The following is an 11,380-nucleotide window of genomic DNA, read 5'->3' as shown; positions in this document are numbered from 1 at the left end:
CAGCGGTATTTACCTCCTTTTCAAGAGCTTGTGTAGTCTCCTCCGCATAGACATGCGTAGTAGTCGCAAGCCCCCCCCCCGAGTACCGTCCCAGCCGCAGCTATCCCTTTCAGGATATCCAGTCCAGTCAGTGTATTTGACGATTGCTCTTCGATCACTTCAGTTGTTACCTGGGCAGTGTCTACACCACCTCGCAAGACTTTAAAGAGACCAAACTGAGAAGTCGAAGCTCGCAACCAATGCTTACCCGACTTAATCAGCTTGAAACGGGTCACACGATCCGTCTCTCTATATTCACCTTCTTGTCGTCTAAAAAACATTTTGAAATTCCCTTTCAAACATTATTTTCATTTATAGATATATATAAAATACCATTCTATATTATAGAAAAATAATCGCTAAATAGCAAGAGGTTTGAAAGTATTTTTACCTAAAAAAAAAAAGCATTTTGCTATTTTATATATATTATAAGATGAGTTTTTTATAAAGACACGAAAATGAGTGTAAATCAGCTCATTCTTGGTTTATATTCCTGTTTTTATGCATGATTATTCTATGGTTTTTCTCAAGACAAACCAAAAATTTTTCAAGTGCTTGAATTCGAAAAAACAAAACCCTTATACAAAGGCATTTTTCTTGTCAGATTATCCTTTTTAGTTTATAAATATAGTTTCTATATTGACCTTTTTCGCGATACTATGAAAGACTAACAGTAGACTCCTCACCCCTGATACAACTTGAATGGAGTGATCAAACTCTAATTTGTGAATCAATATATCTGATTAGAAAACTACCATTGAGTGTTTGCTCCACCTCATTAGTCCGCTCAAAACGCCGTCCGCTAATCTTTTCATAGACTTTCTCCCCTCTAGGAGCCCCCACATAAGAACGATAGAGGTAGCCGTCGATTCCCGTTTCGTCAATAGATAGGACTGGTAAATCTTTTAGGTTATCCAAAATATCAAGAAACTCAGCGACTTTCTCTGGATCTTGTTCCTTAAAGCTCGCCATCTTTTTTTAAGTGACCTTCATCTGCTTTAAAGCTGCCCATACTGAGGGCACAGCATAATCAAAACGAGCCGCAATTTCCCGTAAAAAAGCGTCTGGATGAGCCTCTACAAAAGCTCTCAACTCCTCTAAAGGAATCTTACGCTTTTTGACGACTCGCTTTTTCCGCTCTAAGTGTCCTTGTTCGCGTCTTTCTTTTCCCACGTGAAGAGAGTTCTGACGCCGACATCAAAAACTTTGGCGCCTCGACATGGCTGTGTCCCCCTTTGATGTAATCTAATGCTCCTTCTTTAAAATCAGTACTATATGCCATAGCTTTATTAGACCATGCTTATTTTAAAAGATAGAGAAATGAAATAAAATCTGAATTCGAATGTGATAAGGAGCTAGAAATTGAAACAATAGGATTCCCCCATTATTCACACAAAATAAAACCACTAAAAAACAGAGCTTGCCAGCTCTTTTGAAAAGTAGTATAATTATTGCATGCGCAATCATCTTGTGACGCAGAGACTGTCCGTGAATGGACATTCTTCTATTTACAACTCTAAAAAGAAAGGAGATACTATGACCTATTTGGAAAAATGGTTTGACTTCAATCGGCGTCAGAAAGAAATTGAAAGTCTCTTAGAAGAGGCTATTGCCCAGCAGAGCGAGCAAAGTCTGACCTTGAAAGAGTTCTACCTGCTCTACTATCTGGACTTGGCTGAAGAAAAATCTCTACGCCAGATTGACCTGCCAGATAAACTTCATCTGAGCCCGAGCGCTGTTTCTCGGATGGTGGCTCGCTTGGAAGCTAAAAATTGCGGTCTGCTCAGTCGCATGTGTTGCCATCAAGATCGACGCTCTAGCTTTATCTGCCTGACAAGTGATGGGCAAAAGACACTAGCCTCGCTACAAAAAGCTGTCGAAGCAAGCTTGGAAACTGGTTTGGATTTCTTGATTTAAGATGATTTCAGAAAAAAGTTGCGTGCGCAATCATTTTTCTTGACATTCTCTTTTACAAGGAGTAAAATAAAGTCATCATCAAACAAAGGAGTTTTAAACATGATTGAAATCACCTATTTAGATGCCAGCAAGAACGAAAGAACTGTGACTTTCGAGTCTTATGAAGACTTTGATCGTTCACAACAAGCTTGCCTTATCGGCGTCGCAGACTACTACCCTGTCCAAAAATTAACCTATAACGGTCATGATTTGGACTACCATGGAACTTATGGAGATATCTTCTTCTATCTCAAGAAACAAGATTTAAGCCAATATAACTAAAAAAAGGAGAAATACAATGGCAAAAGCAATTACAGATGCAACATTCGAACAAGAAACAAAAGACGGTTTGGTCTTGGTAGACTTCTGGGCAACTTGGTGTGGTCCATGTCGTATGCAAGGTCCAATCTTGGACAAATTGTCTGAAGAACTTTCAGAAGATGTTTTGAAAATCGTTAAAATGGACGTTGATGAAAATCCAAACACAGCTCGTGCCTTTGGAATCATGTCTATCCCAACTCTTCTCTTCAAAAAAGACGGCCAAGTTGTCAAACAAGTTGCTGGTGTTCACACAGCAGACCAAATCAAGGCCATCGTTGCTGAATTGAGCTAATCACATTAGAGACCAAGTACTTTCTTTGGTCTCTTTTTTCTTGCCCTTTGCCATTTTTTAAAAAATATGCTAGACTGTAGATAGAATATTACGATGTTTGGGACATGCCATCGCTAAAAAAAACCTCTACTTGGTATTTTTTAGCTCCCTCAAGGGAGCTTTTTGCGTGCTCTAAACATTTCCCATTTTGGAAGGAGTACTATGAAACGTCAATCTGCCTTGGTCGTCTTTAGTGGCGGTCAAGATTCTACAACCTGCCTCTTTTGGGCTAAAGAACACTATGAAACTGTTGAAGCAGTCACCTTTGCCTACGGTCAACGCCACCATCTTGAAATTCAAGTTGCCCAAGAAATCGCTGAGGAACAGGGCATTCGTCATCACATCTTAGATATGTCTCTGCTGGGACAAATCACTGAAAATGCCTTGACCTCCGATCTGGAAATCGAGCAAAAAGAGGGAGAGGTTCCCAATACCTTCGTTGACGGTCGCAACCACCTCTTTCTATCCTTTGCGGCAGTCCTTGCCAAGCAACGGGGCATTAAAGACATCGTGACAGGTGTCTGCGAGACAGACTTCTCAGGCTACCCTGATTGTCGAGATGTCTTTGTCAAATCCCTCAATGTTACTCTCAACCTTGCCATGGATTACGACTTCGTTATCCAAACACCTCTCATGTGGCTGGACAAGGCTGAAACTTGGGAATTAGCTGACCAACTCGGTGCCTTTGACTATGTTCGTGAAAAGACCTTGACCTGCTACAATGGGATTATCGGAAGTGGCTGTGGAGATTGCCCAGCCTGCCACCTACGTCAACATGGGTTAGATGTTTATCTCTCACAGAAAGGAGAGGACTAATGTTTTTTGCACCCAAAGAAATCAAACAGGAAACTGGGGAGTCTCTGGTCTACAATCCTCACAGAACCTTGGTATCAAAAGAATTTACCTTTGATGCTGCCCACCACCTCTTTCACTATGAGGGAAAATGCAAATCCCTTCATGGTCACACCTATCATCTGCAGATTGCTGTCAGTGGATTTTTAGATGAACGTGGCATGACCTACGATTTCGGAGATATCAAAGCCATCTACAAGAACTACTTAGAGCCCCACCTGGATCATCGCTATCTCAATGAAACCCTGCCCTATATGAACACGACTGCTGAAAATATGATTTACTGGATTTTCCAAACCATGAACCAAGAGTTGCCAGACGAACGTGGTCTCCGTTTGGAATACGTTCGCCTCTATGAGACTCCGACTGCCTTTGCGGAGTTTAGACGGGAGTGGTTAGATGACTAGGGAACGTATCCTCAAACTACCAGTTCTGGAAATTTTTGGCCCAACCTTTCAAGGCGAAGGCCGTGCAATCGGGCAGAAAACCATGTTTGTCCGTACTGCTGGTTGCGACTACCACTGCGACTGGTGCGATTCTGCCTTCACTTGGGATGGCTCTGAAAAGCCAACTCGCATGACTGCTGACGAGGTCATTGCTGCCTTGGATAAATTGGGGAGCTACGACTATGTCACCCTATCTGGGGGAAATCCTGCTATCCTAGCAGCCAACATGGCTGAACTGGTCACCAAGCTCAAGGAACGTGGTGTCACTCTTGCCGTTGAAACCCAAGGGTCTCGCTGGCAAAATTGGTTGAAAGACATCGACCAAGTCACCCTGAGTCCCAAACCTCCTTCATCCAAGATGGAAGTCAACTTTGAGACCTTGGACTTTATCGTTTCCCAACTTGATCCAGACAAGGTCACCTTTAAAATCCCTGTCTTTGACGATGCAGATTTAGCCTTTGCTAAAGGAATACAAGAACGCTACCAACCAGATGTCCTCTTCTTATCGGCTGGAAATCCTGAGCCCAAGGCCACAGGCAATATTATCCAAGATCAACTGAACCGTCTCAAAGAACTCTGGGAACGCGTCGCTACTGACGATAGCTGGGGCAATGTCCGCGTCCTTCCTCAACTCCATACCCTCCTCTACGATAATCAACGTGGTGTTTAAGATTAGAAAGAAAAAATCATGTCACAACAAGAAGAAATGAAAAACCTAAGCCTACTAGGCAACAAAGAAACCAACTACATTTTCGAATATCAACCAGAAGTCCTGGAATCCTTTGACAATCGTCATGTGGAAAATGACTATTTCATCAAATTTAACTGTCCTGAATTTACCTCACTTTGCCCTATTACCGCTCAGCCAGACTTTGCAACTATCTATATTTCCTACATCCCTGACAAGCTCTGTGTTGAGTCAAAATCCCTCAAACTCTACCTCTTTAGCTACCGAAACCACGGAGATTTCCACGAAAACTGTATCAACACCATTGGGAAAGACTTGGTCAACTTGCTAGACCCTCGCTATTTAGAAGTCTGGGGAAAATTCACTCCGCGCGGTGGCATCTCAATTGACCCCTACTACAACTACGGTAAGCCTGGAACTAAGTATGAAGGCTTGGCAGAACAACGCCTCTTCCAACACGACCTTTATCCAGAAAAAATTGACAACCGCTAATACTCTTCGAAAATCTCTTCAAACCGCGTCAACATCGCCTTGCCGTAGGTATGTTACTGACTTCGTCAGTTCTATCCACAACCTCAAAACAGTGTTTTGAGCTGACTTCGTCAGTCTTATCCACAACCTCAAAACAGTGTTTTGAGCTGACTTCGTCAGTTCTATCTACAACCTCAAAGCAGTGCTTTGAGCAACCTGCGGCTAGTTTCCTAGTTTGCTATTTGATTTTCATTGAGTATAAATAGATACGAAAAAGCCCTGTTCCTCAAAATGAGGAGCAAGGCTTTTAAGTTTCAATTATTCTTCTGTTCCAAGGAAGTTTTTCGCAACGAGGGCTGCAAGAACTCCACCAACAATTGGTGCAAGGATGAAAATCCATACTTGTTGAAGAGCTGCGCCACCTACCAAGACAGCTGGTGCCAAGCTACGAGCTGGGTTTACTGAAAGTCCAGTAATGTTCAATCCCACAAGAATCATCGCCATCAATGACAAACCGATTACCAAACCAGCTATCGCGCCATTGCCCTTGCTTGCTGATGTCACAGTCATGATAACCAAGACAAACAAGAAGGTTGCAATGACTTCAAACAAGAATCCACCAAAGACAGTGACACCGTTTGCCAAGGCATTTTCACCAAGACTAGCAGTTGACATACCTGAGTTAGCCAAGAGGAAGAATACCGCAGCTGACGCAAGGAAAGCTCCAACTACTTGTCCAAGGATGTAGTTTACAAGCTCTGAAGATGACAAACGTTTGTTAATAAACATAGCAATCGAAATAGCTGGGTTCAAGTGAGCACCTGAAATAGTTCCGATTGAGTAGGCTGCAACCACGATGGCTAAACCAAAGGCAAAGGCGATTCCAAGGTGACCTAGGCCATCAAGACCATTTCCAAAAACAACAGCTCCTGTTCCGATGAACACAAGCATGAACGTACCGATTAACTCAGCAACAAATTTTTTCATTTTCTTTCTCCTTTTTTCAAAAACTAGATACTAGTCTATCAAAAGAGGGAAAGGGTTTCAAGAAAATTGATTGGAAATTTTCTTGAAAATCATAGAACTACTAGCTAATCCCTAGTATTGAAAAGATTGGATAGCTTCTTTCAAGTCATCTTGTAAACTATTTCTCTGGTCAAGTTGGACATAGACTTCTAACAGACAGGATCTGAAGTTGGAAAATTTGTAAAAATCTTCCCTTTCTTCTATCGGAAAATCAACCGTTTTTATCCAAGAAGCTACTTGCTCTTGCTCCAACTTCCCTTGTAAAATCGGTTCATAAAGCACTCTGGCTAAACGCCAATCTTCGTCATCTGTAAAACGAATGGTAATTCTTTTAAATAATTGGCCAAGTATGTCAAATACTTCATGAACTCTGTTTTTAGGAAAGTCTGGATGACAAACTACCTCTGTCAGTAAATCGGCTCCATGTGCAAAAGCGTGAACCCAACCATACTGACTTGAAAAACCTGTCGTGTCTTTTTCTTTTGAAAGATAGTACAAACCTTGATTTAAAAGGACATTGCGAATTTCTGCCTTTAATCCCTGATAAAAAATCGATTGCTGGTTGACATCTGCAGACAAGAGGTTTGCATAAACAAGTGCCCTAAAAGAACGTTCAAGTGTTGGTAGACCTACCATATCAATCTCTTTATCTAGTCCTCCATCAGCTGAGACCACCTCAGCAATGAACTGAAATTGTTCCTGTGTAAATAGCTCTTCCTGAATTCCTCTAGCAAAGCTTGTAAAAACAAGGTCATCGCGAATCTCTGGAGATGGATCTCCCAAATGGTCAAGCAACCACTGGATTTCTTCATCATGATAACTTGGTCTTTCTTCTGCTATTTTTCTGAGTAACTCTTGATACATGGCAATACCTCTATATTTCTAGCAGCTGTTCAAAAATACAACCCAAGATAACTTTCTGTCTTATTCTTTTTTAGATGGGGTTTTTCCTGCAGCAATTGCATCGGTCTCTGTCATTTCAACAACGTTAGCTTTATTAGTATTTGACGGCATTCTATCTTTGTTATACCAATATACTTTCGCTTGCCCATTCTTAGCGACGTAAACAATTCTATCTTGCTGTTGGGCTCTAGTCTCAGCTTCATGAGCAATTCTTTTCTCTTCTTCTTTTTGAGAAATTAAAGACTCAACTGCACCTATTCTATCAAGCAACTCTGTCTTTTTATCATTATTTTCAATCTGATTAACTGTTTCTTTAGCAAACTTCACTTGACTTGCATCTTGACTTTCTTCCAATTGTTTGACTAAGGTTTCACCTTTTTCTTGCAACTCATTTGCAGCTTTTTCTTTGGCAATTCTCTCTTCTTCTGCTTTTTCTTTAGCTTTTTTCTCGTCTTCGATTCGTTTCGCCTCCTCTATGCTAGATGAAGTATCCGTCGTTGAAGATGTCGAAGCAGTAGATGTCACAGTCTGCTTAGTTTCTGACTGAGAAGATGAAGTTTTCTTTGTAACAGTTGGGTTTTGGAGAGCAACTGCAACAAAACTAACAATGAAAAGCCCTATCATTAAATTTCTTTTTCGAATATCTGGTGCTTTCTTTACAAAATACCAAATACCGACTCCACTCAAAACAAGATAGAGAGTAGGTAGAGCAATCAATAAAATGATTCCCAACAAGACTAGGCCTATTTTGATAAAAAGCATTCTTTTGGGATCTTGCTCTAGCCATTCTTTGATTCTATTCATATTATTCTCCTAAAACTCTGTCCAATCTTTACTCTCCCAACTGGGCACTGTAGGCGATAATCTGATTAACCGTATCAGACAAGAATTGGATGGTATCACGGAGGGGTTTGTCTGTTGAAATATCTGCTCCGATAATCATGGCTGACTCAAGCGGTGTCTTGCTACCACCTGATTTGAGGAGATTGAGCCAGTCCTCAGCTCCAGTTTCTGAATGTTTCAAATGAAGGTAACCAGCTGTCGAGATGACAAGTCCTGCTGAGTAAGTGTAACTATACAAGCCCATGTAGTAGTGAGCTTGGCGCATCCAAGTCAAAGCTGCATCATCGTCAATCTCAATGGCATCTCCCCAGAAATCTGTCAAAACTTCCTTCATAATGCTGTTGAGCTTGCTTGCTCCAAAGGTCTCCCCTTCTTCAATCAGTGTATACACCTTACGCTGGAAGGCTGCTTCCAAGAGGTGAGTAATGAAATTATGGAAGTAGGTATCTGTCAAGCGGTGAGCAAGGGCGAAGCGTTTTTGACGTGGGTCATCAGATTGGTGCTCCAAGTAATCACTGAGAAGCAATTCATTGAAGGTTGATGGCGCTTCGACGTAATAGGTCGACATATGGGCATTGAAGTAACTTTGGTGATTGTCAGAAAAGATAAATTGACCAGAATGCCCAATTTCATGAATCAGGGTATAGACATCACTCAAACGACCTGTCCAGCTCATAAGGACATATGGATGCACGCGATATGGGTCCGCTGCATAGCCACCAGAATCCTTGCCACTATTGGCAGCAAAGTCCACCCAGCGCTCTTCTTGATAACGAGCAACTTCCTGACAATATTCTTGTCCCAAAGGTTCTACGGACTTCATGACCAAGTCATAGGCATCGTCGATACTTACCTCAGGATTCAGGGCGCTATCCAAGTCCAATTTCCAGTCTGCAAAGGTCATCTTTTCAAGACCATTGACCTTGGCAACATGCTTGAGATATCTCTGAGCAACGGGCGCAAAATCCTTCATGATGAGGTCAATCTGGCGGTCAAACATGGCACGGTCCACTTCCTGCTCAGCTAGAAGATAATCAAAGACTGAGTCGTAACCCTTCATATCTGCCAATAGTTTTTCAGACTTGACTTGGGCTAAATAGGCTGCTGCAGCCGTATTTTGGTGCTTACGAAGACCTTCTGAGAAGGAACGGAAGGATTTCTCACGAACCTCAGCATCCTCATGGTTTTGGTAGAAGTTCTCATAGGTAACAAAGCTGTTTTTGTAGGTCTTGCCACGGGCTTCAAAGTCAGCCATTTCAAAGTCCCCAGCACGCATCTTAGTGTAAATATCCTGCGGACTGTAGAAAACTTCACCGAGATTGGTCAAGGCCTTCTCCACATCAGCCCCTAGATAGTGGGCTTTTTTGATTTTTGCCTGACGAATGGCAGCTGTTAAATGTGGCAATTCACCCAAACGATCCAAAACTTCCTCACCAGCTTCCACCAAGGCATCGTCAAAGAAGGTCAAGGCTACACTGGCATCTGTTTCGAATTCCATCCCAGCTTGGGCAATGTTAGCAAATTCGTCATTGCTATAATCTGTCGTCTGAGGCATAAAACCATAGTTACCAATATGGCTCATCTGAATGTAGATTTGTTCCAATTCCGCAAAGGCCTTCTCGAAATCCTCGAAAGTATGAAGATTGCCCTTGTAATCACGACTAAATTGGTTGATGTCTTCACGAGCCTTCTCGATTGCACGCAAGAAATCCTCACGGTCTTGGTATAGGGCTGTTAAATCCCAAAGTTCCTTCTCTGGAAATTCTGAACGGTGTTTTTGTTCCATTTTCTTCCTCTTATTTCTCTAATTCTAATAAAACACTAAGGGCTGATAAAGCATAAAGCGGCGCTGTTTCTGCTCGCAAGATACGAGGACCAAGTCCTGCCAAGACGGCTCCCTTAGCTTCAAAACTCTCAATTTCTGCAGGTGAGAGCCCGCCTTCTGGTCCAAAGATAAAGAGCAGTTTAGCTCCTGTTTCAAGACCAGAGACCGCTTGTAAGAGCGCAGCGGCTTCACCTTCTTTAGCCGACTCTTCATAAGCCACTACAATGCGGTCAAACTGGTCAAGTTGGGCTAGAAAATCTGCTTTCTTCTCAAAAAGCTGAATATTTGGGACCAGATTACGCTTACTTTGTTCTGCCGCGCCAAGGGCAACTTTTTCTAGTTTTTCAACCTTTTTACCCAATTTCTTGCCATCCCACTTGGCGACCGACCAATCGGCAGGGAAGGCCCAGATTTGGCTAGCTCCGAGTTCCGTCACTTTTTGAGTGATGAACTCTAGCTTGTCTCCTTTGGGAAAGCCAGATGCGATGGTCACTTGAACTGGCAGTTCCACATTGTCAGCTAATTCTTGGACCAACTCAAACTGACGGTTTTCCACATTTAGCACACGCGCCAAGCGCTTGATACCATCATCAAAGACCAAAGTAACCTCATCATCTTCTTTCAAGCGCATAACCTGAAACATATGCTTGCAGGTCTCCTTGTCCTCGATGGTAACAAGGGAGATAGCACTGCCTTTGACAAAATACTGCTGCATGCTAGCCTCCAATCACACCGGAAATATCCTTGGTTTTCTTAAAGACACAGGCATTCCATTCCCCTTGAACCATGTGAGTTTCGAGGAAAAATCCAGCTGACTCAGCCGACTCGCGCACCATGTCCCACTTGTCCTTGATAATCCCACTCATGATGAGGTAGCCTTCATCCTTGATCAAACGATAAGCATCATCCGTCAGATGAATGAGGATATCCGCCAAGATATTAGCTACAATCACATCTGCCTCAATCTCAACTCCCTTAAGCAAGTCTCCTGCTGCTACATGGATATTTTCCATGCCAGAGTTTAGCTCAATATTTTCCTGAGCAACCCGAACTGCCACATCATCTAGGTCGTAGGCAAAAATTTCTTTGGCACCCAGAAGCGAGCTAGCAATAGAAAGAACTCCTGAACCAGTCCCCACATCTAGCACTGTTTCTCCACCACGAAGAACCTGCTCCAAGGCAAAGAGACTCATCTTAGTAGTTGGATGGGTTCCCGTACCAAAAGCCATACCTGGATCCAGCTTGATAATCTTTTCTCCCGCAGTCGCCTCATAGTCTGTCCACGACGGCACGATAGTCAAGTCATGAGTAATGCGAGCTGGTTCATAGTATTTCTTCCAGTTGTCTGCCCAGTCTTCCTCAGCCAAGGCAGTCGTCCCCATCTTGACCTCACCCAAATCCATAAAGTCTGTCAATTCTGCTAAGCGAGCCTGTAAGTCCGCCTCAACCACTGCCACATCAACCGTATCAGGGTAGTAGGCTGTCACAACGATTTCTTCTTGCTGCTCAACCTCTGGGAAAATCTCACCAAAACGATCCACATTTCCCACATAGTCCATGCTGTCTTCAATCGCAACACCTTGAGCACCCAACTCAATCAAGAGATTGGAAACTAACTCCTCCCCCTCACGCTTCACTGTAACTTTTAACTCTTGCCATGTTTCCATGATAATCTTCTT

Annotated in this window: 16 protein-coding genes; 7 read left to right on the top strand and 9 right to left on the bottom strand. The window is 42.7% G+C overall.

The features are described from left to right. Positions 1 to 20: 20 nt before the first annotated feature. From HWX15_RS06165 to HWX15_RS10250, 3 genes are all read right to left on the bottom strand, one after another. A complete protein-coding gene (locus HWX15_RS06165) occupies positions 21 to 320 on the bottom strand; it encodes an accessory Sec-dependent serine-rich glycoprotein adhesin (RefSeq protein ID WP_175880561.1) in 300 nt (99 codons plus the stop codon). A 430-nt stretch (positions 321 to 750) separates the two neighbouring features. Next, entirely contained in the window at positions 751 to 1,011 is a 261-nt protein-coding gene (locus tag HWX15_RS10175) for a hypothetical protein (RefSeq protein WP_175880560.1), read from the bottom strand. A gap of 6 nt (positions 1,012 to 1,017) precedes the next feature. Beyond that, the gene (locus tag HWX15_RS10250) at positions 1,018 to 1,212 is read right to left on the bottom strand and encodes an IS630 transposase-related protein (protein WP_175880559.1); all 195 of its coding nucleotides are present in this window, start codon (positions 1,210 to 1,212) and stop codon (positions 1,018 to 1,020) included. Positions 1,213 to 1,575: 363 nt separating this feature from the next. Between HWX15_RS10250 and HWX15_RS06150 the strand changes: the two genes are divergently transcribed. From HWX15_RS06150 to queF, 7 genes are all read left to right on the top strand, one after another. After that, on the top strand, positions 1,576 to 1,956 hold the full coding sequence (locus HWX15_RS06150) for a MarR family transcriptional regulator (protein ID WP_175880558.1): 381 nt from the start codon (positions 1,576 to 1,578) through the stop codon (positions 1,954 to 1,956). 99 nt (positions 1,957 to 2,055) lie between these two features. Continuing rightward, the gene (locus HWX15_RS06145; protein ID WP_000570255.1) at positions 2,056 to 2,277 is read left to right on the top strand and encodes a DUF4649 family protein; all 222 of its coding nucleotides are present in this window, start codon (positions 2,056 to 2,058) and stop codon (positions 2,275 to 2,277) included. Positions 2,278 to 2,293: 16 nt separating this feature from the next. Next, positions 2,294 to 2,608: a thioredoxin gene (trxA, locus tag HWX15_RS06140; RefSeq protein ID WP_001029579.1), complete on the top strand. Its 315-nt coding sequence runs from the start codon at positions 2,294 to 2,296 to the stop codon at positions 2,606 to 2,608. 201 nt (positions 2,609 to 2,809) lie between these two features. After that, positions 2,810 to 3,463: a 7-cyano-7-deazaguanine synthase QueC gene (queC, locus tag HWX15_RS06135; RefSeq protein ID WP_175880557.1), complete on the top strand. Its 654-nt coding sequence runs from the start codon at positions 2,810 to 2,812 to the stop codon at positions 3,461 to 3,463. Further along, positions 3,463 to 3,906, top strand: a complete 444-nt coding sequence (gene queD / locus HWX15_RS06130) for a 6-carboxytetrahydropterin synthase QueD (protein ID WP_175880556.1) — start codon at positions 3,463 to 3,465, stop codon at positions 3,904 to 3,906. Before queC ends, queD begins: the two co-directional genes overlap by 1 nt. Next, positions 3,899 to 4,615 (top strand): 7-carboxy-7-deazaguanine synthase QueE, encoded by a 717-nt coding sequence (gene queE, locus HWX15_RS06125; RefSeq protein WP_175880555.1) that lies wholly within the window; start codon positions 3,899 to 3,901, stop codon positions 4,613 to 4,615. Before queD ends, queE begins: the two co-directional genes overlap by 8 nt. A gap of 18 nt (positions 4,616 to 4,633) precedes the next feature. Next, positions 4,634 to 5,125 carry a preQ(1) synthase gene (queF, locus tag HWX15_RS06120; RefSeq protein WP_000082587.1) on the top strand — a complete coding sequence of 164 codons (492 nt, stop codon included), beginning with the start codon at positions 4,634 to 4,636 and terminating at the stop codon, positions 5,123 to 5,125. A 297-nt stretch (positions 5,126 to 5,422) separates the two neighbouring features. Here the strand turns inward: queF and HWX15_RS06115 are convergent, their stop codons facing one another. The 6 genes from HWX15_RS06115 to prmA all read right to left on the bottom strand — a co-directional run bounded on the left by HWX15_RS06115 (position 5,423) and on the right by prmA (position 11,368). Then, complete coding sequence (locus HWX15_RS06115; RefSeq protein ID WP_175880554.1) at positions 5,423 to 6,091, bottom strand: MIP/aquaporin family protein; 669 nt, start codon at positions 6,089 to 6,091, stop codon at positions 5,423 to 5,425. Between the two features lie 111 nt (positions 6,092 to 6,202). Continuing rightward, positions 6,203 to 6,994, bottom strand: a complete 792-nt coding sequence (locus HWX15_RS06110) for a DUF2785 domain-containing protein (RefSeq protein WP_175880553.1) — start codon at positions 6,992 to 6,994, stop codon at positions 6,203 to 6,205. Positions 6,995 to 7,054: 60 nt separating this feature from the next. Then, a complete protein-coding gene (locus tag HWX15_RS06105; RefSeq protein ID WP_175880552.1) occupies positions 7,055 to 7,837 on the bottom strand; it encodes a deoxyribonuclease in 783 nt (260 codons plus the stop codon). A 28-nt stretch (positions 7,838 to 7,865) separates the two neighbouring features. After that, entirely contained in the window at positions 7,866 to 9,662 is a 1,797-nt protein-coding gene (pepF, locus tag HWX15_RS06100; protein WP_175880551.1) for an oligoendopeptidase F, read from the bottom strand. A gap of 10 nt (positions 9,663 to 9,672) precedes the next feature. Further along, complete coding sequence (locus tag HWX15_RS06095; protein WP_175880550.1) at positions 9,673 to 10,416, bottom strand: 16S rRNA (uracil(1498)-N(3))-methyltransferase; 744 nt, start codon at positions 10,414 to 10,416, stop codon at positions 9,673 to 9,675. A 1-nt stretch (position 10,417) separates the two neighbouring features. After that, complete coding sequence (gene prmA / locus HWX15_RS06090; protein WP_175880549.1) at positions 10,418 to 11,368, bottom strand: 50S ribosomal protein L11 methyltransferase; 951 nt, start codon at positions 11,366 to 11,368, stop codon at positions 10,418 to 10,420. Positions 11,369 to 11,380: the final 12 nt, after the last annotated feature.

Origin of the sequence: Streptococcus thalassemiae (assembly GCF_903645285.1) — a bacterium.
In the GTDB taxonomy this organism is placed as follows: Bacteria; Bacillota; Bacilli; order Lactobacillales; family Streptococcaceae; genus Streptococcus; species Streptococcus thalassemiae.
This window is presented reverse-complemented; position numbering and strand designations above follow the sequence as displayed.